Raw genomic sequence first — 24677 nt, 5'->3', positions numbered from 1 at the left:
CATGCCCGTCTCCCCCCTCGCCACCCCCTTCCCCGCCCTCCCCACGCTCCCGGGCGTCCGCATCGGCACCGCGACCGCCGGCTACAAGCCCTGGACCCGCGCCGATGTCACGGCAATCGCCTTCCCGCCCGGCACCAGCGTCGCCGGCGTCACCACCCGCAGCGCCTGCCCCAGCCCGGAGGTCGAGACCTGCCGCGCCAACCTGGCGTCCGGCCAGGCCCGCGCCCTCCTCGTCAACGCCGGCAACAGCAACGCCTTCACCGGCGCCGCCGGCGCCGCCGCCTCCGCCGCGCAGGTGGCCGCGCTCGCCACGCTGCTCGATTGCGACCCCGCCCACATCTTCCCCGCCTCCACCGGCGTCATCGGCGTGCCCCTGCCGCGCGACAAGGCCATCGCCGGCGTGCAGGCCGCCCACGCCGCGCTCGGCACCGCCAGCTGGCTCGATGCCACCCATGCCATCGGCACCACCGACACCTTCCCCAAGGCCGCCATGACCCAGGCCATCGTCGGTGGCCAGACCGTCACCCTCGTCGGCTTCATCAAGGGCAGCGGCATGATCGCGCCGGACATGGCCACCATGCTCGGCTTCATCGTCACCGACGCGGCGCTTCACCCCACCGCCCTGCAAGCCGCCCTCACCCAGGCCACCGCCACCACCTTCAACTGCATCACCGTCGACAGCGACACCAGCACCTCAGACACCATCCTCGCCTTCGCCACCGGATCTCCCCTCCCGTTCACGGGAGGGGCGACTCGCGCAGCGAGCGGGGGTGGGGAAACGACCGGGGGTGGGGAAATGAGCGGGGGTGGGGAAGTCGCGGCCATCGAACCCCCCCCCGCCTTCCAGGCCGCCCTCACCGACCTCTGCCGCCAGCTCGCCCAGCTCGTCGTCCGCGACGGCGAAGGCGCCACGAAATTCATCGAAATCCGCGTCACCGGCGCCACCACCGACGCCAGCGCCCGCACCATCGCGCTCAGCATCGCCAACTCCCCCCTCGTCAAAACCGCCATCGCCGGCGAAGACGCCAACTGGGGCCGCATCGTCATGGCGGTGGGCAAGGCCGGCGAACCCGCCGACCGCGACCGGCTCAGCATCAGCTTCGGCGGCACCACCGTCGCCCAACACGGCACCGTCGTCCCCGGCTACGATGAAGCCCCCGTCGCCGCCCACCTCAAAGGCCAGGACATCGACATCGCCGTCGACCTGGGCCTCGGCGAAGGCCGCGCCACCGTCTGGACCTGCGACCTCACCCACGGCTACGTCAGCATCAACGCCGATTATAGAAGCTGACCTACCCCTCTCCCGCTTGCGGGAGAGGGAGGGGCCCGCGCCGAAGGCGTGGGAGGTTGAGCGAACGGCGGTGACGCACTACACCCCTCCTGCCCCGCGAAGCGGAGAGCGGGAGGGGCGACTCGCGCGACAGCGCGGCGGGGGTGGGTGCGGTCGCTACGCGGCAAGAGCCGCCCTTTCCCCACCCCACCCGCCGCAAACATCAGACAAGCTATCCCCCCACAGGGGGGACCGACTCGGCACAGCCGAGCGGAGGGGGGCCTCGCTGATCCTCCCCTGCAAGGGGAGGTGGCCGCGAAGCGGACGGAGGGGTGACACCCTCGCCGATGGCAACCCACCACACCCACTACCCCGTCACCCCGGGCTTGACCCGGGGCCCATTCGGCACGCCAAAAGCGCGAGCAGAATAACCGCGCCCACACCACCGCGCTGTCTCCCCCCACAGGGGGGAGCGACTCGGCACAGCCGAGCGGAGGGGGGCCTTACGATCCTCCCCTGCAAGGGGACGTGGCCGCGAAGCGGACGGAGGGGTGACACCCTCGACGTTGGCAACCCACCCGACCCACTACCCCCCGTCCCGCTTGACAACTCCCGCAGACCCGATCCTTCCTGTCTATGACAACAAGAGTGGCCTGCATGTGGAGGCGCGGATGCTCAACAAGGATGCGGGGTTTGTGCGCGAGGGCCGGCCTATGACGGTGAAGCTGGAGGCGTTCCCGTTCATGCGCCGCCTGCCCCTCCCGCAGGTTAGCGCCGCAAACTTAGACTAAGGGAGTACCCATGAAATTATTGACGTAGTGGATTTTTGCGATAGCAGCGTCTCGCTTGACAATTAAAGGACCATTGAGAAAATATCTCATATGTTAGTAATTTTTTTATTGTGCTTTACCACGCCTTTTGATCAGCAATATCTATGCCCATTACATTAATTTTGCTTTGGAGCGTGCTGTATGTATAGTGATTTAGATGAACTACTCGAAAGAGTAAAATATTGTCAAGCTGAGGCTGACGATTTGCAGATCAATATTGCTAACTTGGCAGGACAATCGATATTGCATTGGCTTTCTCCTTGGCAACCAGGAACTGGCGACATTAAAGCGAAATTACTTGCCCATCCACCAACACCACTTCGTCAAAAAGTAGGAATGATTGTCAATGAGCAGCGATCAATATTAGATGCTCTTGCGTGTAAGCTGGCGACGAGAAACGGAGCGAATGATATTAGTGATGTATATTATCCAATCACAAAAACAAAAGATATATTTTACCTACCAAGTACAAAGAAAAAGATACGCAAAATTTCAACTGACCATCAAACAACCATTGAATCTATGAAACCTTGGCTACCATCAGTTGATAATCCTGAAGATAGAGATCAGGTATTATTTCAATTGCACGAAGCAGATCGAGTTCGTAAGCATCAAGATTTACTGCGGCGGGCATGTCTTGGAAACGTGTTTCCTACAGGTGATGGTCATATAGGACATTTACAATGTGGGCCAGTCGTTTTTAGTGAAATTGGACGAGAAGTAAATTTGGCATGGTTTTCAGCAGTAACTTGTCCGCTCGGAGTACGTTTTGATATTGTGTATAAAGAGCCATCGGCACTAGATGGATTTGCGGTGGGACCGCTTTTATCGGAATTTAATGATAAAGTATCTAATATAATTGAAAAATTCTTATAAGCGGGTTGCATTATGTTTCGAATTACACTGGATTATAGTGACAGTTCGCCAAATGAGCGAATTTGACCCCCGAAGCCAATATCACCCGCCAACACCGTTAAAAAAGCTTGCCCAATCAACCTATACCTGCTAACCATATTGGCATCATCGAGTCAACATGCAACGCACAGCCACCCCGCGCGACCCGCCTAACCCCCCCGAAATCGCTAAGCCCTTGATTCAGGCTGTCACTTTTTTCGACAAACCTTCCAGATTTCCTACCCGCAACAAACCAACACCCCCTGCGCGGCCAAGCCGCGCGAAACGAACAGCGGCCTGCGCGGAGGGGATGAACAGAACAAAAGGAAGAAGAAAAAGCGTGGCCAAGCCACGCTGTCGGACGTGTCGGTCGGCCACCGGCCAACCGCACGCCGGCCATGCTTGCGCGAGTCGAAAATAGCTGCGCTATTTTTACGCCGCGCTGCGCACCGCACCGCGCCCCCCTGCTCCATCCACCAGCTACCCCTCCCCCACCACCCCGCCCACACTCCCCACCATGAACCCGCTAGCGCCCATCCTCCACCACTACCCCATGTCCCCCTGGGCCGAAGTCATCCGCGCCGCCCTCGGCGTCAAAGCCCTCGCCTGGCACAGCGTCACCGTCCCCAACATCCTCCCCAAACCGCACCAAACCGAACTCAGCGGCAACTACGCCCGCACCCCCGTGCTCCAGATCGGCGCCGACATCTTCTGCGACACCACCGCCATCATCGCCGCGCTCGAACCCTTCGGCCCCAGCCTCCTTGGCCCCGGCCAGTCCGACCTCGCCGCAACCGCGCAGGGCCCCACTTTCTTCGCCGCCGTCGGCGCCGCCATGGGCAACGGCGGCCGCACAGACAATATGGACGCCTTCTGGGAGGACCGGAAAGCCCGCTTCGGCATGGACCCCACCGGCTTCATGGCCATGGTCCCCGCCCTCATCGCCGCCTTCCACAGCCACCTCGACAGCCTCGAAACCCGCCTGTCGGACGCCCGGCCCTTCCTGCTGGGCGATACCGTCGGCCACGCCGACCTCGCCCACTACAGCCTCGTCTGGTTCCAGCAGTTCGCCGGCAACCAGGCCGAACTGCTCATCCCCCGCCCCCACCTCGCCGCCTGGACCGCCCGCGTCGCGGCCTTCGGCCATGGCACCCCCACCCCCCTCAGCGGCGAAGCGGCCATCGCCATCGCGGCAGAGTCCACCCCCTTCGCCGGCGGCCCCATCGACCCCGCCAGCGGCTTCACCGCCAACCAGCCCGTCGCCATCAGCCAACCCGGCTGCGCCGACCCCGCCACCATCGGGCCATTGCTCGCCCTGAACGACACAGGCATCGTCATCGCCCGCCACAGCGACCAGGCCGGCCCGCTGGCCCTCCACTTCCCGCGCCTCGGGCAGGCGATCGCCGCCGCCTGACGCCAGCGTCGCTCCTACCCAAAAAATTCGGGGTGGTTTGCACCAAACCGCCCGCCTATCCCTCTCCGATGCCCGACCCCCGGCTCACCGAAAAGGAAAAGCAGACGCTGCGCCTGCTGGCGGCCGGCCATGACGCGAAAAGCATCGCCGCTCATCTCGGGCTGTCCGTGCACACCGTCAACGAGCGGCTTCGCGACTCCCGCCACAAGCTTGGCACATCCAGCAGCCGCGAAGCGGCCAGGCTGTTGCGCGATCAGGAGGGGGCAGCCCCCGAAAAAGCTGCGGACAACTTTTTGGGGGCAGACACAGACCGGACCCCCGCACAACCTTCGACCAGCGAGGGCATTGGCGCCGACCGCCATCCTCGTCCTGGCCTGATCATCGGAGGAATTGCCATGTTGTCCCTGCTCGTCGCCCTTGCCGTCGCCGCATCCTCACCATCGAACGAGACGCCCGCCACACCGGTGGCAACCACCGCCGAGAGCGCAACCGTCGCCACCGCGCGACACTGGCTGGCGCTGCTCGACGCGGGCGACTGGAACGCCAGCTACCAGGCCACCGGAACGGCGTTCCGGTCGCTGAACAGCGGCGCGACCTGGGCTGCCGCATCGGAAAAGGCCCGCGCGCCGCTGGGCGCCGCCATCAGCCGCGACCTGGTCAGCGTCAGCGATGTGCCGGCGCCGCCCAACGGCTATTGGATGGTCAAGTTTCGCACACGCTTTGCCCGGCGGCCCGACGCGATCGAAACGGTCTCCCTCGAGCACGAAGGCGGCGAATGGCGGGTTGTCGGCATCACCATTGAATAGCCGAAGACGTCCGCGGCATGTTTCGAGCCGGTGCAATCACCAAGGCTCAAACCAGCTGGCTCTCCAGCCACCCCTTGATGGCGCTCTTCGGCTTCGCCCCCACCTCGGTCGCCACCGGCTTCCCGTCCTTGAACAGGATCATCGTCGGAATGCCGCGCACGCCATAGGTGCCCGGCGCCTCCGGATGGTCATCGATGTTCAGCTTGGCGATCGTCACCTTCTCGCCCAGCTCGTCGGACAATTCCTCCAGAGAGGGCCCGATCATCCGGCACGGCCCGCACCATTCCGCCCAGAAATCCACCAGCACCGGCTTCTCGGACCCCAGCACATCGGCCGCGAAACTCTCGTCACTCACCTTGATCGTCGCCATCGCCACACTCCTTCACCCCTGCACATAACCCCTGTCCCGCCCGGTTCAAGCCACCGCCGGCAACAGCAAATCTTGGGGGCGCAGCATCACCAGCTTGGGCGCCGCAGTATACAGCAGCCCGGCCGCCACCGCCCGCCCCGGAAAGGCCTGGCCCAACACCGCGACATAGGCCCCCATCTGCCGGCGATAGCCCGCCACCACCCCCTCCGGCCCGTCGGGCACACCCAGCCCGGTCTTGAAATCCACCACCAGCACGCGGCTTTCCTCCACCAGCAGCCGGTCCACCGTCCCGGCGATCGGCACCCCCTCCACCAGCCCGGCAATCGGCGCCTCCGCCAGGGCGTGCCGGCCGAACAGCGCCGGGAACGCCTCGATCACCCCCAGCACCGTCGCCACCAGCGCCTCCGCATCCCCCGCATCCCGCGCCCGCAACCAGCGCAGCGCCACGTCCTCCCGCCGCGCCGGTTCCACCGCCGGCAACCGCTCGAACAGGCTGTGCAGCAAGCGCCCCCGTTCCGCCGCCGCCCGCATCGCCGGCCCCGGCGGCGGCAGCGCCACATCGTCGGGCAGGATCGCGCTCGGCGCCAGCGGCCGCGGCGGCCGCGGCGGCGGCTCGGCGCGCGTCGTCAAAATCCGGTGCACCGCATGCACCGCCGTTTCCGGCCGCACCGCCAGCGGCGCCATCCCGGCATTCCCCATCCGCAACCGCAGCGCCCCCGGCACCAGCGCCTTCGCATCCCAGTCCGCCAGCGCCACCGCCTCCACCGCCAGCCCCCGCGCCTGCAGCGCCGCCAGCCCCTGCCGCACCCGCGCATGCCAGCGCCGGTCCACCGGAACCTCCTCCTTCTCCGCCGCCTTCGCCCGCCGCGCCGCCGCCTTCGCGCCCTCGGCCCCGCCCACGAACAGGCAATCCTCCGCCCGCGTCAGCGCCACATACAACAGCCGCAGATCCTCCTCCGCCGCGCGCGCCTCCTGCGCCTGCCACAGCAACGCCGCCTTGCCGCCCAGATCCTTTTTCGAAGCGAAGAACAGCGGCACCTCCGCCGCCTGCCCCGCCATCGCCATCATCACCGGGCCGTCCGCCCCGCGCGGCTCGCCGGCGGCATCCGCCAGCACCACCACCGGCGCCTGCAAGCCCTTGGCGCCGTGCACCGTCATCAGGCGCACCTCGGCGCGCACCGCGTCGGCCTCGCGCTTCACCGTCACGCCCTCCGCCCCGATCCAGGCCAGGAACGGCTCGATCAGCGGCGGATGCGCCGCCTCGAACGCCAGCGCCTGGTTCAGCAGCTCGTCGATCGCCTGCTCCGCCTCGCTCCCCAGCCGCGCCAGCAACCGCTCGCGTCCGCCGAAATCCGGCCCCAGCACGGTATCCAGCAACCCATAGGGCGTGCCGAAATCCGCCAGCGCCAGCACCCGCCCCAGCCAGGCCCGCGCCGCCACACTCGCCGCATCCCCCGCCGTCCCCAGCGCCTGCCACAGGCTCGCCGGGCGCGGACCGCTCAGTTCCCGAACCGCCTCATGCGTCCAGCCCAGGAAGGGCGACACCAGCAGGCACGCCAGGTTCAGGTCATCCTCGGGCTGCACCGCGAACTTCAGCAGCGCCAGACAGTCGAGCACGGCATAAGGCTCGGTCAGCAGCAGCCGGTCGACCCCGGCCACCGGTACCCCCTCGCGGTGCAGCGCCGCCACCAGCGCCGCCATCAGCACGCCGCGCTTCCTCACCAGCACCAGGATATCCTCCGGCCGCGCCACCCGCCCCTTCGACCCCAGCCACAACTGCCCCGGATGCCCCACCGTCACCCAGTCACGAACCTGCCGCGCCAAGGTCGAGGCCATCAGCCGCGCCGCCGCCGCCGCACCCTCCTCGCCATCCCCATCGGCGCCCCCGTCGGCACCCCCATCGGCACCCCCGTCATCCTCCTCCTCCACCCCCGGCACCAGCACCGGCCACAGCACCACCTCGCCCGGTGCATTCTCGCGCTCGGGCACATGCGGCCCCGGCGGCGCCTGCAACCCCAGCGCCTCATGCCCCACCGCGTCCAGCACGGCATCCACCAGCGTCAGCACCGCCGGCCCGGAGCGGAAGGAGCGGTCCAGCGCCACCGGCCGCAACGCCTGCGGCGTCCCCTCCAGCTGCGCCGCGATCTCGCGCTCGTGGCGCTCGAATTCCTGCGGATCGCTGCCCTGGAAGCCATAGATCGCCTGCTTGTAATCCCCCACCACGAACAGGCTGCGCCCCTCGCCGGGCGCATCGCCCCGGCCGCCGCCGGCCTCGATCTCCGCCGTCAGCGCGCGGATGATCGCCCATTGCGCCGGGTTGGTGTCCTGCGCCTCGTCCACCAGCACATGGTCGAAGCGCGCGTCCGCCTTCATCGCCACCCAGTTCGCCATGCCATCCTGCGCCAGCATCGCCGCGGCGCGCGCGATCATGTCGTCATAATCGATCGCCACCGCCGCGTCCTTCAACGCGGCATAGCGCCCGGCGAACCGCAACCCCACGCGCAGATGCAGCGCCGCAAACGCCGCCATCGCCACCAGCCGCACCCTCGCTTCAATGGCGCGCACGGCTTGCGCAAAATCGGCAATCGTCCCGGCTAGTTCGGGATGCTTCTTTGGCGGCTCCTTGTCCTTGTCCTTTGTCGTCAGAAACAGCTTCCGCAGCTCAGGCAGTTTCTTTGCGCGCTCCACGGTATCTTGCGCCAACCAATCTCTCGCCACTGCCGCGTTCTTGATGCCGGTCACCGTTCGGGTTGCCGCCCCCCACGCCGCCATCGCCTCTGCATACATATGCAGCGCGCCATCATCGAACACCCCCGGCGCCACCGCATCGCGCACGATGCTCTCCGCCGTCTCGCCATCCGCCAGCCCCAGCGCCCGCCGCACCGCCGGCAGAACCGCCATTTCACTGCTGAACTGCGCAATCGCCCCGCCATGCTTCACCAGCGTTCCCAGCGCCGACCACACCCCGCCCTCGCCCTTCGCCACCGACAGCGCGCCCAGATCGTCCAGGAACCCCCGGTCCCCGCGCGCCGCCTCCTCAATCAGCTCGTTCAGCGCCCGGCGCTGCAACAGCGTCGCATCCCGCTCCTCCAGCGCCACCGAGCCCGGCGCCACCCCCGCCTCCACCGGAAACCCGGCCAGCAGGCTCTGCGCGAAGCTGTGGATCGTCTGCACCTTCAGCCCGCCCGGCACCTCCAGCGCCAGCGCGAACAACGCCCGCGCCCGCGCCAGCCGCCGCGCATCCGCCACCACCCCCAGCATCCGCAGGTCATGCCGCAGCGCGTCGTCATCGCAACGCAGCCAGGTCGCCAGCCGCGCCGTCAACCGGTTCTGCATCTCCGCCGCCGCCGCCTTGGTAAAGGTCAGCGCCAGGATCCGGTCCGGATCACTGCCCATCAGCATCAGCCGCAGCATCCGGTCGGTCAACACCGCGGTCTTGCCCGTCCCCGCCGACGCGCTCACCCACACATTGGCGTCCGGCGCCGACGCCGCCAGCTGCCGCGCCGTGCGCGGCATCAGGGTCGCCGCCTCAGCCATCGCGCCCCAGCCATTCCACCAGCCGCGCCAGCTGGTCATAATCCTTGCTGGCAGCGGAATAGACCGGATGCAGCTTCGCCTCGAACGCGCCATCACCGGTCAGATAACGTGCCGCCAGCGCCTCGAAATCCGCCTTCGCGCCCTCGATCCAGGCCTGTACCAGCGCGACATCCCGCCCCTCCTTGCCGATCGCCGCCTGCACCTTCCCTTCCGTCCTTCCGCCGCTCAGCTTGATATAGTCCAAGGCCACCACCGGTTTCGCCTCGATCCCCTCCATGCCACCGCTCGCCACCATCAACGCCAGCAGCGCGAGTTGCGGATCATAATAAGTCCTTGTTTTCGCAATCGCCGGCAACCCGCCCGTCTTGTAATCGACGATGCGATACCCCTCCTCGCCCTCGTCGATGCGGTCGGCCTTCCCGCTCAGCTTGACACCCCCCAGCACAATGGCGCCTGATTGTTCTGCCCCTTTTGCGGTCCAGTCCTCGTCCGCCAGCATCAGCGCCACGGCAAAATCGATCATCCGCGCCACCCGCGGCCGCCACAGCGCCGCCAGCGCCGGCCGCTCGCCGAACCCCGCCAGCACCTCGTCGATCAACCCCGCCGGGTCGCCGCGCCGCGCCGGCTCCTCCACCCAGCGCTGCAGGATGCGATGCACCGCCGTCCCGCGCTCCCCCGCCGTCGGCTCGACATCGATCGGCTCCAGCGGCGCCAGCTTCATGATATGTTTGGCGTAAAAGGCAAAGGGATCGGCCTTCAGCACCGCCACGTCGGTCACGCTCAACCGCGTCGGCCGCACCCCCCGCGGCGGCACCGGCGCCGGCTTCCCCATCATCACCCCCGGCGTCGCCGCCCGCATCTGCCGCACCAGCGTCAGCAACGCGCCCGCGTCGGGCAGCAGCGTCCCCGCCGCGCCCTGCCCGCCGCACGCCGCGTGCAGCCGCTGCCAGAAACGGCTCGCCACCGCCGGCGCGCTCCCCACCCGCCCGGCGCGCGTCAGCATCACCTCCGGCGCCCCCAGCGCGCTGATGAAGTCATGCGCCTGAAAGCCCACGCGCCGCTCCAGCGTCGGCAGGTCGAGCGCGCGCCGCACCATCGGCGCCAGCCAGGGATCGGGCGCGCCCGACGACGGCCACACCCCCTCGTTCAACCCCCCCAGCACCAGCGCGTCCGCCCGCTGCAACCGCGCCTCCAGCGGCCCCCAGATTGCCACGCGCGGGTCCAGCCCGAACGGCGGCCGCACCGCGCAATCCGTCAGCATCGCCCCCAGCAGCCCCGGCGCCTCGCCGCGCGCCACCGGCATCGGCACCGCGTCCGCCGCCGCCGCCAGCGCCTCGACCCGCCCCGCCAGCGCGCGCCCGGCCACCCCCGCCCACAGCGTCTCGCCGGCCAGCGCCTCGCCGGCCTGCCGCAGCGCCGCCAACAGCGCCACCAGCTCGACCTCCGCCGGCAGCGCCGCCACCGCCGCCAGCCGCGGCACCACATCCCCCTCCCACCAGGCCAGCAGGGGCCCCAGCCGCGCCCGGTCGGCCGGCGCCATCCGATGCGTCCGGTCGCCCATCCGCGCCGCGATCCGCGCCCGCACCCCCGCCAGCCCCGGCGCCGGCCGCAACCCGCGCAGCACCAGCCGGTCGAGCGTCCGCACCTGCTCCAGCCAGTCCAGCCGCCCCCCGCCCTGCATCACCAGCGGATGCTTCAGCAGGCCCAGCAGCGCCACCGGCGCGAAATCCTCCGCCACCGCACTCGCCAGCGCCACCAGCAGCGCGCCCGGCGGAGTCGCCGCCACCCGCTCCCCCGCGCTGTCGTCCACCGCGATGCCATAGCCCGACAGCGCCACCCTCACCCGCCGCGCCAACTCCCGGTCCGGCGTCACCAGCGCCGCGGTCTTCCCGGGCACCGCCACCACCTGCCGCAGCGCCAGCGCGATCGCCGCCGCTTCCTCCGCCGGCGTCGCCGCCTCCAGCCACTGCACCCCGGCCAGCGCCGCCGCCTCCGCCACCGCCGGCCGCACCGCCAGCCGCACCGGCGCCAGCGCCGCCGCCACCAGCGCCCGCCGCGCGGCTGCGCTTCCCGCCGCGTCCGACCGGTGCGGCCACGGCTGCACCTCTTCCGCCGCCACCCCCATCGCCGCCAGCAGCCGGGCCAACCCCGCCTGCGGATGCGTGTCCGCAGGCCGCGCCTCTTCCCCGCCGGCGATCGCCGCCCAGCCCGCGGCGTCCAGCGCCAGATCCAGCCCCGGCAGCACCACCGTGCCCCCCGCCATCCGTGCCACCGCTCCCGCCAGTTCCGCCACCGCCGGCGCGGCCTGGGCAAAGCCCGCCATCACCACCGCATGCCCCGGCCCCGCCCGCCGCCAGCGCCGCGCCAGCATCCGCAGCAGCCGGTTGCGCCGGTCGACCGCATCCTGCCGCCCCATCGCCTTCAGCACCGCCGGCCAGCGGCGCCACACCGTCTCCAGCACCTTCAGATTCTTCGCCCAATGGTCGGACAGTCCGCCGGCATCGATCTCCGCCAGCTCGGCCGGCCGCCGCCCCTCGATGGTCAGCGTGTCCAGCACCGCCCCCAGCTGCCCCGCCAGCGCGAAGCGCGCCGCCGGCCCTCCGTCGGACAGCAGCGCCGCCAGTAGCAACTGCCGCTCCAGAGCCGGCATTTCGGGCAGCAGCTCCGGCGCCTCCTCCAGCCCTTCCGCAAAGGTCCCCAGCGCCTCGTCCGCGTCCAGGTCGCCCACCGCCGCCAGGCGCGGCAGCAACAGCGCCCGCGCCCCCGATTGCCGTACGAACGCCTCGGTCAGCGCCCGCACCGACCGCCGGCTCGGCAGCAGCACCAGCGTCCGCGCCAGCGCCATCGCATCGGCCGCCGTCGCCAGCAGCCCCGCCGCCAGGTCATCGACGAACGGCCGCTCCGCCGGGATGGTGTACAGCGCGACCCGCTCAGGCCGCGGCAAGCATCGCCTCCGTCGCCTTCACCGCCGCCGGCGTGCCGACATCATACCACAGCCCCTGATGCCCCACGCCATAAAGCCGCCCCGCCGCCGCCGCGCGCTCCCACAAGGTCATCATCCCGAACGGCCCCGCCGGCGCGTCCGCGAACAGCCGCTTCGACAGCAGTTGCAGCCCGGTATAGACGAACGGCGCCACCCGCCCCGGCAGCCGCCGCCGCAGCCGCCCCAGCGCGTCCATGTGGAAATCCCCCAGCCCCGGATGGTTGTTCGCCCGCGCCAGCGGCACCGTCAGCAGCAGCGCATCCATCGCCGCATCGTCCCACCGTTCGCTCAGCATCCGCACCGCGGACACCGGGCCGTCGATCCAGATATTGTCAGCGTTGATCGACAGGAACGGATCACAACCGATCAGCGGCAGCGCCTGGGCGATGCCGCCACCCGTCTCCATCAATTGCGCCCGCTCATCGGACACCGCAACCTCCAGCCCCGGCGATCGCGCGCGCAGATGCGCCTCCAGCCGGTCCGCCATGTAATGCACATTCACCACCGCGCGCCGGACGCCGCCGGCCTTCAGCGTGTCGAACGCCCGGTCCAGCAGGCTGCGCCCCGCCACCTCCACCAGCGGCTTCGGCCGCGTCGCGGTCAGCGGCCGCATCCGCTTGCCCAGCCCGGCGGCCAGCACCATCGCGCACTCGGGCACCGCTACCGGCACCAGTCGGCCCGCTTCTCCGGCGGCACCTGCGCGTCGAACCAGGCCTTCACCGGCGCCAGCGCGGGATGCGCGAAATTGCGCGCCACATAGCCCCAGACGCGCGGCAGCCGCTCGACATAGCCGGCCCGGCCGTCCCGGTCCCGCAGCCGCACGAACACCCCCAGGATCTTCACATTCCGCTGCGCTCCCAGGATTTGATAGGCCGCCTCGAAGGCGCCCGCATCCTCCACCCCGGCACCGCGGGCATAATGCGCCAGCATCGCCCGCTCCAACCGCACCGAGACATCGCGCCGCGCGTCCTGCAACAGGCTCACCAGGTCATAGGCCGGGTGCCCCGCCAGCGCATCCTGGAAATCCAGCAGCCCCAGCCCCCGCACGCCCGGCCGGTAGAGCAGCATCAGATTGTCGGCGTGATAGTCGCGCAGCGTCAGCACCGGCCCCAGCGCCGTCTCCCGCAGCACGTCGCCCCACACCGCATCCCAGGCCGAGAGGTAGCCGTCGGCGTCCACCTCGATCCCCGCCGCCCGCGCATACCATTCCGCGAAGATCATCACCTCGCGCGCCAGCTCGCCGCGGTCATAGGGCCTGAGCTCCAGCGGCGGCGGTCCCGCCGCCAGCGCGACCAGGATATCCACCGCGCGGGCATAGACCTCCTCTTCGTCCGCCTCGCCGCGTGCCAGCACCGGCCCCATCAGCGCGTCGCCGAAATCCTCGATCAACAACAGGCCCTGTTGCAGGTCGCCCGCCAGCAGCCGCGGCGCGGAAAAGCCCCGCGCCAGCAGCGCGTCCGCCACGAACAGGAAGGGCCGGCTGTCCTCCCGGTCCGGCGGCGCATCCATCAGCACCGCGCGCCGTCCCCGGTCATGCACCCGGAAATAGCGGCGGAAACTCGCGTCGCCGGCCAGCGGCTCAATCGTCGCCCCCGCCCAGCCATGCGCGGCCAGGAAATCCGGGGCGGTCGCGGGCGGCTGCATGCGGCTCAGGCGATCAGTGTTGCAGGGTCGGCGGCCATCGCCCCTCCCAAGCGTCCGGCACGCGCCAAGTCAAGCGCCGCGCCGCCTCGCCCGCGCCCTCCAGCCGCAACCACAGCGCCTCCGGCCACAACGCCGCCCCCAGCCGCTCCGGCCACTCGAGCAGCAGCGCATGGTCGAACAGCGCCTCGTCCAGCCCCAGCGCGTCCGCCTCCGCCGCCGTTTCCAGCCGATACAGGTCGACATGCCATACCGGCACCCGCAGGCCGGGATAGTCCTGCACCAGGTTGAACGTCGGGCTCGGCACCTCCCCCGCCCACCCCAGCGCCGCGATCACCGCCCGCGCCAGCGTGGTCTTGCCCGCTCCCAGTTCGCCCGACAGCGCCACCACATCGCCCACGCGCAACACGGCGGCAAGCTTCTCAGCAACATGCGACACTTCATCTATAAACATGTTGACAACATGTAATTTGCATGTACTTTCTGGACGTTACCGTCCTCCAATGTCAGAAGATGGGCCATGCCAAGCTATATCGAGTTTCGCCATTCCCAAACCGGTGAAAAGCTCATCACGCACCTGATGGACCCGCGCGTCATCGCATCTGTGGAACAGACATCGCTTGCGGGCCGACCGGCCGTTGCCGCCATTGATGAATGGGCATCGCGCGAGTTGCCACCCCTGACCGATACGGAAAAACAGCATGCCGGCAGGCTGATGCGTGACGTGCTTGCGCCGCGCGGGTGGCGGGTGTCGCGCAGTAACCGGGTATCCGGCGGCAGATTCTTCAGCAGTGGGGCCATCTATGAGCGCCAGACGCATCAGAGCGGGGCACCCATCGCACGTTCGCCGCTCAAAAGCGCGGCCGAGCAAGGTGACGAAGTGGTGGCGCGGCTTGCCGCCGTGCGCACTGGCAATGCAGGCACCGTCGATGATTTTCTGGCGGAGCGCCGCCGCGAGGCCCGTGCAGAGCGTGACGCTTGACAGTTGTCCTCGACTCGTCAGCGCTCCTTGCCTATCTCCTCGGAGAACCCGGCGCCGATGTCGTTCGAAACGCGCTAGGGGATGCCCATATGTCGACTGTCAACCTGTCGGAGGTGGTCGCTCGCCTGACGCGCGACCATGATCCCTCGGCGCTGCCGGCGCTAATGGAGAGCCTGCCGCTGCACTTTCGCCGACCGGACGACTGGCTCGCAATCGAGGCCGGCCTGATGGCCGTCGAAACATCAGCCGCCGGTCTATCGCTCGGCGACCGCTTTTGCCTGGCGCTGGCCCGCCGCATGGGTGCACCAGCGTTGACTGCCGACCGACCGTGGAGCGCCGTTGGGGCCGCCGTCGGCGTAAAGGTCGTGCAAATCAGACCCTAGTAACGGTAATGCTCCGGCTTGAACGGCCCCGCCGGCGTCACGCCGATATAACCCGCCTGCTTCTCGCTCAGCACGGTCAGCTTGGCGCCCAGCTTTGCCAGGTGCAGCGCCGCCACCTTCTCGTCCAGATGCTTGGGCAGCACATAGACCCTGTTCTCATATTTGCCCGCCGGCGCCGTCCACAGCTCGATCTGCGCCAGCACCTGGTTGGTGAAGCTCGCGCTCATCACGAAACTCGGATGGCCCGTCGCGCAGCCCAGGTTCACCAGCCGGCCCTTCGCCAGCACGATCAGCCGCTTGCCATCGGGGAACACCACCTCGTCGACCTGCGGCTTCACCTCTTCCCACACCATGTTCTGCAACGCGCCGATCTGGATCTCCGCATCAAAGTGCCCGATGTTGCACACGATCGCGCGGTCCTTCATCGCCCGCATGTGGTCCAGCGTGATGACATCGGCATTGCCGGTCGCGGTCACGAAGATGTCGGCATGCGGCGCCGCATCGTCCATCGTCGTCACCTGGTATCCTTCCATCGCCGCCTGCAGCGCGCAGATCGGATCGATTTCCGTCACCATCACCCGCGCGCCCTGGCTGCGCAGCGATGCCGCGCTGCCCTTGCCCACGTCGCCGAACCCGGCCACCACGGCAACCTTGCCCGCCATCATCACGTCGGTCGCGCGCTTGATCCCGTCGACCAGCGATTCCTTGCAGCCATAAAGATTGTCGAACTTCGACTTGGTCACGCTGTCGTTCACATTGATCGCCGGGAAGGGCAGCGCGCCCGCCTTCGCCACCTCATACAGCCGGTGCACGCCGGTCGTGGTCTCTTCCGAAACCCCGCGGATGGCGGCCTGCGTCTTGGTGAAGAAGCCCGGCGACAGCGCCGCCCGCTTGCGGATCATCGCGAAGAACTCCACCTCTTCCTCATTGGTCGGCTCCGGCAGGTCGATGCCCGCCTCCAGCTGCGCGCCCTTCAGGATATAGAAGGTGGCGTCGCCGCCATCGTCCAGGATCATGTTGCAGGGCTCCGCGCCCCACTGGAAGATGTCGTCCACGAAACGCCAGTAATCCGCCAGGCTCTCGCCCTTGTGCGCGAACACCGGAATCCCCGCCGCCGCGATCGCCGCCGCGGCATGATCCTGCGTGGAGAAGATGTTGCAGCTCGCCCAGCGCACCTGCGCGCCCAGCGCGGTCAGCGTCTCGATCAGCACCGCGGTCTGGATCGTCATGTGCAGGCAGCCGGCGATGCGCGCGCCCTTCAGCGGCTGCCGCTCGCCATATTCGGCGCGCAGCGCCATCAGGCCCGGCATCTCGGTTTCGGCAATCGCCATTTCCTTCCGGCCCCAGCCCGCCAGGCTCAGGTCGGCAACGGCAAAATCCTCGAACTTGGGCTGGCTCGCCACGGCATCTCTCCTTGTGGAATCGCCGCCGCCATAGCCGCCGAACCGCGCACTTGCAAGTTTAACAAAGTCTTTAAGTCACACCGCCTCGCCCTCCGCCGCCCAATGCACGCCCAGCAGCACCGACTCGGCAAAACCATTCAGCACCCGCCGTCCCTCCAGGCCCTCCGCCGCGTCCGCGGCCCGCAGCGCCGCCGCATGCAGCTGCTGGTCCGCCAGCCGCAGCAGCTCCACCGTGTCGCGCACGCCCGGCGCCGCATCGGCCTGCCCCGCCAGCACCCGCGCCGCCGCGCCGCCGTCCATCGCCCGCAGCGCCATCATCCGCCGCGCCGCCAGCAGCCGCGGGTTCGTCATCGCCTGGTGCAGCATGTCCTGTCTCCCGTTCCTCCTCCTGTAACGGCCACCGCCCCGCGCGCTTTACCCCGCCCTCCCCCTTCATCTCGCAGTTTGCGCGCCGCGCCGCCCCCGCTAAACCCGCCGCAGAGGAGCCCGCCATGACCCGCTACGTCACCCACGACCTCGCGCTCGCCCCCACCGCGGACGAAGCCGCCGCGCAGGATTTCGTCTCCTCCTTGCGCAACCATGTCCTCAACCACCTCTCCACCACCCTCAGAACCGCCTTCGACGCCGATGTCGCCCCCACCCTTCCGGCGCACGCCGACGCCCGCGCCGTCCACAAGGCGCTGAAACCCCATCCCGCCTTCCGCTTCTACACCGCCACCCGCATCAAGGCGCAGGAGATGGTCTGGGCCAGCGTCCGCCCCACCCTCGAACGGCAGCGCGCCACCCTCGCCGCCTGCGCCGCCGCGCTTGCCGCGCGCCCCACCGGCGGCACCCTCACGCTGAACCCCGACCTGCCGATCCCCCGCAACGTCAGCGCGCTCGACGTCCACCTGATGCCCGGCAACTACCATCTCGATGGCGGAGAGGGCGACGTCGCCGCTGGCGCGATGTATGACAATGGCCTCAGCGTGTTCAGCTTCGGCCTGATGGGGGACACGCTCGACGACATCGGCCGCTCGGTCGCCCTCTGGCTCACCCTCAACCACCCGGATTTCCAGCCGGCGCACGTGCTCGACCTCGGCTGCTCGGTCGGCCACCAGACCCTCCCCTGGGTCCGCGCCTACCCAAAGGCCCATGTCACCGGCCTCGATGTCGGCGCCGCCTGCCTGCGCTACGCCCACGCCCGCGCCCAGTCCATGGACCTCGCCGCCCACTTCCTCCAGGCGGATGCCACCGCCGTCCCCCTCCCCGATGCCAGCCAGGACCTCGTCTTCAGCAGCATGTTCCTGCACGAACTCCCCGTGAAGGACATTCGCGCCGTCTTCGCCGAAGCCCACCGGCTCCTCAAGCCCGGCGGCCTCATGCTGCACTATGAACTGCCCCCCAACGAGGCGCTCAGCCCCTATGACGGCTTCTATCTCGACTGGGACAGCCACTATAACGCCGAACCCTATTACCAGGGCTACCGCGACCTCTCGCCCCAAACCCTCTGCGCCGACGCCGGCTTCAGCGACTATTTCCAGACCACCGTCCCCTCGCTCGGCTGGTATGGCGAAACCGCCATCCGTCAGGCGAAACCCGCCGACAGCAGCAAGACCGGCCGGCTGGCTGATGGCGTGCAATGGTTCATCTACGGCGCCTGGAAACGCTGATGGCCGACTATCCGCCGCTCCCCACCACCGCCCGCACCCGCCCCGCCCCGGTGTTCGCCGATCCCGCCATCGACACGCTGCTCGCCATGCTGCTCGAACTGGCGCAGCAGCATTGGGTCACCCGCGACCGCCTCGCCCGGCTCGAACATTGGGTCACCACCCGTCCCGACACCCCCTGGAGCGAGGATTACCGCCTCCCGCCCGACCGCGCCGCCGCGCTCAGCGCCGAACGCGACGCCGCCCTCGCCCGCCTCCTCGCCGCCATCGACACCCTCTGAGAGAGTATTTGATAAACCGTCCATGCCGGGCTGCGAAGGGCGATTTGCTGCGCTCCGATGCTCACGACCCTGAAGGTCGCTGCGCTTCGGTGCTCTCAAATCACCCTTCTCGCCACGGCCTGAACAATTTCTCAAACACTCTCCAACCCCTTGCCATCATCGACCGCACTTGCTATCTTACCATCATCTTACAAAGGTTCTGCAATGTCCGCACTCGCCACCCGGCTCTCCACCAAAGGCCAGCTGATCCTCCCCAAGGCCATCCGGCAAGCGCGGCAATGGGAGGCCGGTACACGCCTGCTTGTCGAGGAGCATGAGGACGGCGTCCTGCTGAAGGCCGCGCCCTGGTTCGCGCCGACCACCATCGAAGAAACCTTCGGCTGCCTGCCCTATGAGGGCGAGCCGTTGACCCTCGACCAGATGGACGCCGCCATTGTGGCGGAGGCTCGCCGGGTTGCCGGCAAATAATGCGGGCAATCGATACCAACGTCATCGTCCGCTACATCACCGGTGACGAACCGGATCAGGCAGCCGCGGCCCGCGCCGCCCTTTCCGCCGGTCAGATTTTCATTTCAACCACCGTGCTTCTGGAAAGCGAATGGGTTCTGCGCAGCGCCTATGGTTTCGCACCGGCGGCCGTCATCGCAGCCCTGCGAAAACTGGCGGGGCTGCCAGGCGTGACGCTGGAAGATCCGGCGCTTGCCGCCCGGGCGCTCGACTGGTCGTCACGGGGCATGGACTTCGCCGATGCCCTGCACCTTGGCAGCGCATCCCATTGCACCGGCTTTCTCAGCTTCGACCAAAGACTGGCGCGGCATGCGACGGCGATGGAAACCACCCCCGTCTCCCATCCCTGATCCGGCTATTCCACCTGCCGCACATCATGCACCGTCCTTGGCGCCGGCAGGCCCGCGGCCCCGAATTTCTCGGCGATCAGCCGGTTGGTATCGAACCAGACCTGCCAAAAATGGTCGGTATGGCAATAGGGCCGCACCGCCAGCAGCGTGCCACGCTCGTTGAAGTCCAGGATCTCCACGTCCGGCGCCGGCTCCGCCATCACATTCGGTATCGTCGCCAGATCGGCCTTCAACAGCGCGATCGCCTCGGCCGGATTCACCCCGAACGCCAGCTGCGCGAACCGCTCCACCCGCCGGTACGGGTTGTGGCTGAAATTCTTGATGATCTCGCTCGACACCTTGTTGTTGCCCACGATGGTCGTCACATTGTCCGGCGCGGTGATCGTGGTGTTGAACAGGCCGATCTCCACCACCGTGCCCTCCACGCCACCGGCCACCACATAATCCCCCACCTTGTACGGCCGGAAGATGATCAGGAACGCGCCCGCCGCGAAATTGCCCAGCAATCCGCTCCACGCCGCCCCGATCGCCAGCCCCACGCCCGCGAGCAGCGCGGCGAAGCTCGTCGTTTCCAACCCGAAATAGCCCAGGATGGCGATGACCAGAACGACGTTCAGCACCACCGCCAGGATGTTGGCGATGTAGCGCTGCAAGGTCGCGTCGAAGTTCCGCCGCGTCAGCACGCCGGTCAGCGCGCGGATGGCGAAACTGATCAGCCAGCGCCCCACCATGTACAGCAGGATCGCCGCCGCCACCTTCAGCGCACCGGCAATCACCAGCGCCTGCACCCCATCCCACCAGGTCAACACACGGTCCACGATCGCCTCCGCCTTGATTCGGCGGAAATGTTAACCGGCGCGGACGCAACGCGCCAGCGTGCAGCGTCAACCGACCGACAGCTCCGACCGCAGTTTCAGCGCCCGGTCGCCGCCCTCCGTCTCCACCAGCACCGCGGGGTTCTTCGCCGAGCCGTTGCGCGTGACCTTCGCGCCCTTCAGCGTCCGCTGCACCCGCCGCTCGAAGATGTCCACCACCCGCCCATGCGCCGTGCCCGAACCATAATGCCAGCTCACCTTCGCCCCGACCCGCAGTGTCGCTATCATCCGTCCTTCAGTTCATCATGCCGCGCCCGCGCCCAGGCCGCCCCCTCGTCCCCGCCCCACAGCAGCCAGGCGATATAGCCCGCGCTCGGGTCGCTCTCGTCGCCCCAGCGCTTGGCCTTCGCCTTCTTGTCCACCGCATGCCGCGCGAAATAGCTGTGCATCGCCTTGATGTCGGCCTCGCCCAGCGCCTCGCGCGCCGCCAGCTGCCGCGCCCGCCGCACGCCCACCGCCGTGCCACCACGCCCGAACCGCTCGCGCAGCTTCAGGCCCTTTTCGGCATTGGCGGCCATCGTCGCCGTCGGCACCCTGTCGCTCATGGGCGGCAAACGACCGTCGCCGCCGCCGGTTCCTACTTCGCGTCCAGCAGGTAACGCTGCCAGAACTGCACGCTGCTCCAGAACTGGTAATCCTGGTTTTCCTTCTTGGCGAAGCCATGCCCCTCGTTCCGCGCCAGCAGGTGCCAGGCCTGCCCGCCATTCTTGCGCACCGCCGCCACGATCTGGTCCGCCTCGCTCGCCGGCACCCGCGGGTCGTTGCCCCCGGTCACCACCATCAACGGCACCCTGATCGTCTCGGCACGCCCCAGCGGCGAGATCTCCTTCAGCTTCGCGCGCTGCTTCGGGTCCCGCTCGTCACCATATTCCACCCGCCGAAGGTCGCGGCGATATTCCGCGGTATTCTTCAGGAAGGTCACGAAATCGCTGATGCCGACGATGCCGATCCCCGCCCGCCACAGCTGCGGAAACAGCGTCAGGCTGCCATAGGTCATGTAACCGCCATAGCTGCCACCGGTCACCGCGAACCGCGTCGCATCCAGCCCGCCGTCCTTCGCCAGCGCACCGACCAGCGCATTCACATCCTTCACGCTGTTCTCGCGCAGGAACGGCCCGTTATCCAGGCTGACGAAGCGCTTGCCATAGCCGGTCGAGCCGCGGACATTGGGATAGAAGATCGCCACTCCCATCTCGTTCAGCAGGTAATTGTTCCGCCCCTGGAAACCCGGCCGCGTCTGCGCCTCCGGCCCGCCATGGATGCTCACGATCAGCGGGCGCCGCCCTGGAAACTTTGCCGGATCGGGCCGGTACAGGAAGCCGCTCACCATCAGCCCGTCGAAGCTCTTCACCCGCACCAGCTCCGGCTCGCGGTTCTTCGCCGGGTCCAGCCCGCCGGTCTCGCTCATCGTCCAGCGCGTCACCGCACCGCTCGCCGGATCGACGCTGTACGCATCCGCCGGCGACGTCGCGCTCGACAGCGTGAACCCCACCTTGCCGGCGTTCGGCCCCGCCTGCGCGATTTCCAGTCCGCCGATCACGCCCGTCGGCAGCTTCGGCTCCAGCATCACGTTCGCCGTCACCGCATCCAGCAGCCGCAGTTTCGAGGCGCCGTCCTCGTTGGTCACCACCGCGATGAACCGCCCATCGGGGGACAGGTCGAACGCCTCGACATCCCAGGCCGCGGGCTTGCCGTGCGGCACGAAACGCCCGCTCGCCGGGTCCAGCGTCCCCAGCTGCTGGAACTCGCTGCCCAGGTCGCTGGTCACGAACAGCGTGCCATCCGCCGCGAACTTCGCCCCGCCATAGCTTGCCGGCGTCTTCGGATTGTCGATGCGCCGCACGGATTTGGTGGCGACATCATAAAGGTGCAGCTCGGACTGCTGCACGCTGACATAGCGCGCGATCAGCAGGCGCTTGCCGTCCGGCGACCAATCCAGCGCCGCCCAGCCACCGCCCTCGCGCGGCAGGATCATGGTGGCGCTCTTCGGATCGCGCGGGTCCATCACATACAGGTCGCTGTCCCGGCCGTTGCGCGCGTTCGACGCATAGGCCACCCGCGTGCCGTCCCGGCTCCACAGCGCGCCGGTATGCCGGCTCCTGCCGTCCGTCAGCAGCGCCAGCCGGCCCTCCTTCAGCGTATAGAGCTGGAAATTCTCGTTGCCGCCGATGTCCTTGCTCACCAGCAGCACATCGCCCTTACCCGGCGCATAACCGCCATTCGCCACCGGCTCCGGCTCGAAACTGATCTGCGTCCGCGCGCCGCCGGGCATGGCCACGCTGTGCAACTGGTTGGTGTTGCCGAACCGCGTCGCGATCAAAATCCCCGGCCCCGCCGGATTCCAGCCGACGAACCCCGCCGTGCGAAACTCCATATAGGGCTGCGTCGCGGCCCGCAGCGCCACCGGCACCGGCGGCATGCCATCGGTCACCAGCGCCGCCGGCGCCGGGATCACATCGGCGGGTTGCGCCGCCACCGGCGTCACCAGCATCAAGGCCACCGCGATCAGCAAACCATGTTTCATCATTGCAAACTCTCCCTGCCCGCGCCTTGCCGATTTTGCCGCGCTCGGGCAAGTCCCCGCCCGTGCGTTTCGACCCCACCCACCCCTTCGTCCTCACCGACAGCTTCGCCGGCCCCGCCCGCCTGTTCACCAACCCCAAAACCATCATCCAGGCCAACTGCCCTTCCGAAGTCCTGCCCGCGCTGAAGGCCATGCGCGCCGCGCTGGCCAAAGGCGCCCACCTCGCCGGCCACCTCGCCTACGAAGCCGGCACCCCCCTCAACTCCCCTCCCTCCCGCGTCTCCCCTCCCTCCCGCGAAGCGGAGAAGGGAGGGGCAGGGGGTGGGTGCGAGCGCAGCGAGCCCGCTGCGCCCCAACCCCTCCTGTGGTTCGGCACCTTCCCCCCACCCGCCACCGTCGACGCCCCCCAGCTCCTCGCCCCCTTCAACACCCCCACCCACATCGGCCCCGCCCTCCCCGGCATCACGCAAGCCCAGCATGCCGCCGCCGTCGCCCGCATCCAGGCGCTCATCGCCGCCGGCGACATCTACCAGGCCAACCTCACCTTCCAGGCGAGCGTCGCCGTCGCCGGCCACCCGCTCGCCCTCTACGCCCGCCTGCGCGAACAGGCCCGCGCGCCCTACGCCGCCCTCGTCCACACCGGCGAGCACTGGCTGCTCAGCCTGTCCCCCGAACTTTTCTTCCGCGCCGAAAACCGCCGCCTCACCGCCCGCCCGATGAAAGGCACCGCACCCCGCAGCGCCGACCCGGCACAAGATCGCGCCAACGCCACCGCCCTCCACGCCGACCCCAAGAACCGCGCCGAAAACCTGATGATCACCGACCTGCTGCGCAACGATTTCAGCCGCGTCGCCCGCGATGTCGCCGTCCCCGACCTGTTCGCGCTCGAAACCTACCCCAGCCTCCACACCATGACCTCCACCATCACCGCCACGCTGAACCCCGGCCAAACCGCGCTCGACGCCCTCATCGCCCTCTTCCCCTGCGGCAGCGTCACCGGCGCCCCCAAGATCCGCGCGATGCAGATCATTGCTGAAACCGAACGTCACCCGCGAAACGCCTATTGCGGCAGCATCGGCTGGCTCGCCCCGAACGGCGATGCCGCCTTCAACGTCGCCATCCGCACCTTACAGATGAAACAGGGCAGCACCCATGCAACGCTCGGCCTCGGCGGGGGCATCGTCGCCGACAGCGACGCGGCGCAGGAATGGGCCGAATGCCTCACCAAGGCCCGCTTCCTGCGCCCGCAGCGCCCCAACCACCTTATCGAAACCTTGCGGGTTGAAAACGGCATCCCCCAACGCCTCTCCCGCCACCTCACCCGCCTCACCCACAGCGCCGCCCGCTTCGCCTTCCCCTGCGATCCCCACGTCCTCAAGGGTGAAATCGCAAAGCTCCTCCCCCACCCCGCGCAGCGGAGAGAGGGGGAGGCGACTCGCGCCAGCGAGCGGGAGGGGGCGTCGCCCTACCCACCCCAGCGCCTCCGCATCCTCCTCAGCGCCTCCGGCCATTTCACCCTCCACCTCTCCCCCGCACCCCCCACCCCCACCGAACCCGTCGCCGTCGCCCTCACCCCGCTGCCGGTCGCGCCGGACGACTGGCGCCTCGCCCACAAGACCAGCGACCGCGCCTTCTACGACGATGCCCGCCGTGCCGCCGGCACCTTCGAAACCCTCTTCGTCCGCCCCGACGGCCAGCTCACCGAAGGCAGCTTCACCAACCTTTTCGTGCCTCGCAATGGCCTGCTGCTCACTCCGCCCGCCAGCGCGGGCCTCCTCCCCGGCATCCTGCGCGAAGAGCTGATCGCCACGGGGCAGGCGGTGGAACACCCGCTCACCGCCGCCGACCTCACGCAGCCTTTCTTCATCGGCAACAGCCTGCGCGGGCTGTTGCCGGCGCATCTTGCGCCCGCGCGGCCCTTTGGCCGCGCATCTGCGGTTGATGCAACGCAGCAACCGGCGTAAGCCCGCCCCCGCCA

25 protein-coding genes are annotated in these 24677 nt (G+C 68.6%); 12 read left to right on the top strand and 13 right to left on the bottom strand.

What is annotated here, in order from left to right; translation table 11 throughout:
• Position 1 precedes the first annotated feature (1 nt).
• From H3309_RS01240 to H3309_RS01230, 3 genes are all read left to right on the top strand, one after another.
• Positions 2-1291 carry a bifunctional ornithine acetyltransferase/N-acetylglutamate synthase gene (locus tag H3309_RS01240; protein ID WP_182296780.1) on the top strand — a complete coding sequence of 430 codons (1290 nt, stop codon included), beginning with the start codon at positions 2-4 and terminating at the stop codon, positions 1289-1291.
• Positions 1292-1872: 581 nt separating this feature from the next.
• On the top strand, positions 1873-2061 hold the full coding sequence (locus tag H3309_RS01235; RefSeq protein WP_182296779.1) for a hypothetical protein: 189 nt from the start codon (positions 1873-1875) through the stop codon (positions 2059-2061).
• Between the two features lie 180 nt (positions 2062-2241).
• Positions 2242-2976 (top strand): hypothetical protein, encoded by a 735-nt coding sequence (locus tag H3309_RS01230; protein WP_182296777.1) that lies wholly within the window; start codon positions 2242-2244, stop codon positions 2974-2976.
• A 219-nt stretch (positions 2977-3195) separates the two neighbouring features.
• Here the strand turns inward: H3309_RS01230 and H3309_RS01225 are convergent, their stop codons facing one another.
• The gene (locus H3309_RS01225) at positions 3196-3342 is read right to left on the bottom strand and encodes a hypothetical protein (protein ID WP_182296774.1); all 147 of its coding nucleotides are present in this window, start codon (positions 3340-3342) and stop codon (positions 3196-3198) included.
• 205 nt (positions 3343-3547) lie between these two features.
• Between H3309_RS01225 and H3309_RS01220 the strand changes: the two genes are divergently transcribed.
• A complete protein-coding gene (locus H3309_RS01220) occupies positions 3548-4408 on the top strand; it encodes a glutathione S-transferase family protein (RefSeq protein ID WP_182296772.1) in 861 nt (286 codons plus the stop codon).
• A gap of 68 nt (positions 4409-4476) precedes the next feature.
• On the top strand, positions 4477-5214 hold the full coding sequence (locus tag H3309_RS01215; protein WP_182296770.1) for a helix-turn-helix domain-containing protein: 738 nt from the start codon (positions 4477-4479) through the stop codon (positions 5212-5214).
• A gap of 46 nt (positions 5215-5260) precedes the next feature.
• Here H3309_RS01215 and trxA read toward each other — a convergent pair whose 3' ends face one another.
• Genes trxA through tsaE form a run of 6 tightly spaced genes read right to left on the bottom strand, consistent with a single transcriptional unit; the run spans position 5261 to position 14199 of the window.
• Entirely contained in the window at positions 5261-5584 is a 324-nt protein-coding gene (gene trxA / locus H3309_RS01210; RefSeq protein WP_182296768.1) for a thioredoxin, read from the bottom strand.
• Between the two features lie 45 nt (positions 5585-5629).
• The gene (addA, locus tag H3309_RS01205) at positions 5630-9160 is read right to left on the bottom strand and encodes a double-strand break repair helicase AddA (RefSeq protein ID WP_182296766.1); all 3531 of its coding nucleotides are present in this window, start codon (positions 9158-9160) and stop codon (positions 5630-5632) included.
• Positions 9114-12065 carry a double-strand break repair protein AddB gene (gene addB / locus H3309_RS01200; protein WP_182296764.1) on the bottom strand — a complete coding sequence of 984 codons (2952 nt, stop codon included), beginning with the start codon at positions 12063-12065 and terminating at the stop codon, positions 9114-9116. Before addB ends, addA begins: the two co-directional genes overlap by 47 nt.
• Positions 12052-12747, bottom strand: coding sequence for a nucleotidyltransferase family protein (locus H3309_RS01195; protein WP_182298406.1), 696 nt, complete (start codon positions 12745-12747; stop codon positions 12052-12054). The genes addB and H3309_RS01195 overlap by 14 nt, the downstream gene beginning before the upstream one ends.
• Before the next feature lie 17 nt (positions 12748-12764).
• Positions 12765-13748 carry an aminoglycoside phosphotransferase family protein gene (locus tag H3309_RS01190; protein ID WP_182296762.1) on the bottom strand — a complete coding sequence of 328 codons (984 nt, stop codon included), beginning with the start codon at positions 13746-13748 and terminating at the stop codon, positions 12765-12767.
• A gap of 13 nt (positions 13749-13761) precedes the next feature.
• Entirely contained in the window at positions 13762-14199 is a 438-nt protein-coding gene (tsaE, locus tag H3309_RS01185; RefSeq protein WP_182296760.1) for a tRNA (adenosine(37)-N6)-threonylcarbamoyltransferase complex ATPase subunit type 1 TsaE, read from the bottom strand.
• 66 nt (positions 14200-14265) lie between these two features.
• Here tsaE and H3309_RS01180 point away from each other — a divergent pair, with 66 nt between their 5' ends.
• Both H3309_RS01180 and H3309_RS01175 read left to right on the top strand, forming a co-directional pair.
• Positions 14266-14727, top strand: a complete 462-nt coding sequence (locus H3309_RS01180; RefSeq protein WP_182296751.1) for a hypothetical protein — start codon at positions 14266-14268, stop codon at positions 14725-14727.
• Positions 14724-15110, top strand: coding sequence for a type II toxin-antitoxin system VapC family toxin (locus tag H3309_RS01175; protein WP_182296749.1), 387 nt, complete (start codon positions 14724-14726; stop codon positions 15108-15110). Before H3309_RS01180 ends, H3309_RS01175 begins: the two co-directional genes overlap by 4 nt.
• On the opposite strand, the gene ahcY is transcribed toward H3309_RS01175, so the two are convergent.
• Positions 15107-16441: an adenosylhomocysteinase gene (gene ahcY, locus H3309_RS01170; protein WP_398400358.1), complete on the bottom strand. Its 1335-nt coding sequence runs from the start codon at positions 16439-16441 to the stop codon at positions 15107-15109. The genes H3309_RS01175 and ahcY overlap by 4 nt on opposite strands.
• Positions 16442-16588: 147 nt before the next feature.
• Positions 16589-16879, bottom strand: a complete 291-nt coding sequence (locus tag H3309_RS01165) for a hypothetical protein (protein WP_182296744.1) — start codon at positions 16877-16879, stop codon at positions 16589-16591.
• Positions 16880-17004: 125 nt separating this feature from the next.
• Between H3309_RS01165 and H3309_RS01160 the strand changes: the two genes are divergently transcribed.
• The 4 genes from H3309_RS01160 (at position 17005) to H3309_RS01145 (ending at position 19300) form a co-directional block, all read left to right on the top strand.
• On the top strand, positions 17005-18165 hold the full coding sequence (locus H3309_RS01160) for a class I SAM-dependent methyltransferase (RefSeq protein WP_182296742.1): 1161 nt from the start codon (positions 17005-17007) through the stop codon (positions 18163-18165).
• A complete protein-coding gene (locus H3309_RS01155; protein WP_182296740.1) occupies positions 18165-18443 on the top strand; it encodes a hypothetical protein in 279 nt (92 codons plus the stop codon). The genes H3309_RS01160 and H3309_RS01155 overlap by 1 nt, the downstream gene beginning before the upstream one ends.
• 204 nt (positions 18444-18647) lie before the next feature.
• Positions 18648-18911 (top strand): AbrB/MazE/SpoVT family DNA-binding domain-containing protein, encoded by a 264-nt coding sequence (locus tag H3309_RS01150; RefSeq protein WP_182296738.1) that lies wholly within the window; start codon positions 18648-18650, stop codon positions 18909-18911.
• Entirely contained in the window at positions 18911-19300 is a 390-nt protein-coding gene (locus H3309_RS01145) for a type II toxin-antitoxin system VapC family toxin (RefSeq protein ID WP_182296736.1), read from the top strand. The genes H3309_RS01150 and H3309_RS01145 overlap by 1 nt, the downstream gene beginning before the upstream one ends.
• A 5-nt stretch (positions 19301-19305) precedes the next feature.
• Here H3309_RS01145 and H3309_RS01140 read toward each other — a convergent pair whose 3' ends face one another.
• The 4 genes from H3309_RS01140 to H3309_RS01125 all read right to left on the bottom strand — a co-directional run bounded on the left by H3309_RS01140 (position 19306) and on the right by H3309_RS01125 (position 22702).
• A complete protein-coding gene (locus H3309_RS01140; RefSeq protein WP_207791538.1) occupies positions 19306-20118 on the bottom strand; it encodes a mechanosensitive ion channel family protein in 813 nt (270 codons plus the stop codon).
• 66 nt (positions 20119-20184) lie between these two features.
• Positions 20185-20403: a hypervirulence associated TUDOR domain-containing protein gene (locus H3309_RS01135; protein ID WP_182296733.1), complete on the bottom strand. Its 219-nt coding sequence runs from the start codon at positions 20401-20403 to the stop codon at positions 20185-20187.
• Complete coding sequence (locus tag H3309_RS01130) at positions 20400-20720, bottom strand: hypothetical protein (protein WP_182296731.1); 321 nt, start codon at positions 20718-20720, stop codon at positions 20400-20402. The genes H3309_RS01135 and H3309_RS01130 overlap by 4 nt, the downstream gene beginning before the upstream one ends.
• Positions 20721-20752: 32 nt before the next feature.
• Positions 20753-22702 carry a S9 family peptidase gene (locus H3309_RS01125; protein WP_243453799.1) on the bottom strand — a complete coding sequence of 650 codons (1950 nt, stop codon included), beginning with the start codon at positions 22700-22702 and terminating at the stop codon, positions 20753-20755.
• A 59-nt stretch (positions 22703-22761) separates the two neighbouring features.
• Here H3309_RS01125 and pabB point away from each other — a divergent pair, with 59 nt between their 5' ends.
• Complete coding sequence (gene pabB, locus H3309_RS01120) at positions 22762-24663, top strand: aminodeoxychorismate synthase component I (RefSeq protein ID WP_243453798.1); 1902 nt, start codon at positions 22762-22764, stop codon at positions 24661-24663.
• Positions 24664-24677: the final 14 nt, after the last annotated feature.

It is taken from the genome of Sandaracinobacteroides saxicola (assembly GCF_014117445.1).
Lineage (GTDB): Bacteria > Pseudomonadota > Alphaproteobacteria > Sphingomonadales > Sphingomonadaceae > Sandaracinobacteroides_A > Sandaracinobacteroides_A saxicola.
This window is presented reverse-complemented; position numbering and strand designations above follow the sequence as displayed.

Bases quoted from the DNA above. Each gene is read 5' to 3' on its own strand.
- H3309_RS01150 (WP_182296738.1), top strand. From the start codon at position 18,648: ATGTCCGCACTCGCCACCCGGCTCTCCACCAAAGGCCAGCTGATCCTC.
- H3309_RS01155 (WP_182296740.1), top strand. From the start codon at position 18,165: ATGGCCGACTATCCGCCGCTCCCCACCACCGCCCGCACCCGCCCCGCC.
- H3309_RS01215 (WP_182296770.1), top strand. From the start codon at position 4,477: ATGCCCGACCCCCGGCTCACCGAAAAGGAAAAGCAGACGCTGCGCCTG.
- H3309_RS01195 (WP_182298406.1), bottom strand. From the start codon at position 12,747: ATGGTGCTGGCCGCCGGGCTGGGCAAGCGGATGCGGCCGCTGACCGCG.
- H3309_RS01230 (WP_182296777.1), top strand. From the start codon at position 2,242: ATGTATAGTGATTTAGATGAACTACTCGAAAGAGTAAAATATTGTCAA.
- H3309_RS01190 (WP_182296762.1), bottom strand. From the start codon at position 13,748: ATGCAGCCGCCCGCGACCGCCCCGGATTTCCTGGCCGCGCATGGCTGG.
- tsaE (WP_182296760.1), bottom strand. From the start codon at position 14,199: ATGTTTATAGATGAAGTGTCGCATGTTGCTGAGAAGCTTGCCGCCGTG.
- H3309_RS01125 (WP_243453799.1), bottom strand. From the start codon at position 22,702: ATGATGAAACATGGTTTGCTGATCGCGGTGGCCTTGATGCTGGTGACG.
- H3309_RS01165 (WP_182296744.1), bottom strand. From the start codon at position 16,879: ATGCTGCACCAGGCGATGACGAACCCGCGGCTGCTGGCGGCGCGGCGG.
- ahcY (WP_398400358.1), bottom strand. From the start codon at position 16,441: ATGGCGATTGCCGAAACCGAGATGCCGGGCCTGATGGCGCTGCGCGCC.
- H3309_RS01220 (WP_182296772.1), top strand. From the start codon at position 3,548: ATGTCCCCCTGGGCCGAAGTCATCCGCGCCGCCCTCGGCGTCAAAGCC.
- H3309_RS01180 (WP_182296751.1), top strand. From the start codon at position 14,266: ATGCCAAGCTATATCGAGTTTCGCCATTCCCAAACCGGTGAAAAGCTC.
- H3309_RS01145 (WP_182296736.1), top strand. From the start codon at position 18,911: ATGCGGGCAATCGATACCAACGTCATCGTCCGCTACATCACCGGTGAC.
- H3309_RS01130 (WP_182296731.1), bottom strand. From the start codon at position 20,720: ATGAGCGACAGGGTGCCGACGGCGACGATGGCCGCCAATGCCGAAAAG.
- H3309_RS01160 (WP_182296742.1), top strand. From the start codon at position 17,005: ATGACCCGCTACGTCACCCACGACCTCGCGCTCGCCCCCACCGCGGAC.
- H3309_RS01135 (WP_182296733.1), bottom strand. From the start codon at position 20,403: ATGATAGCGACACTGCGGGTCGGGGCGAAGGTGAGCTGGCATTATGGT.
- H3309_RS01240 (WP_182296780.1), top strand. From the start codon at position 2: ATGCCCGTCTCCCCCCTCGCCACCCCCTTCCCCGCCCTCCCCACGCTC.
- addA (WP_182296766.1), bottom strand. From the start codon at position 9,160: ATGACCAGCTGGCGCGGCTGGTGGAATGGCTGGGGCGCGATGGCTGAG.
- trxA (WP_182296768.1), bottom strand. From the start codon at position 5,584: ATGGCGACGATCAAGGTGAGTGACGAGAGTTTCGCGGCCGATGTGCTG.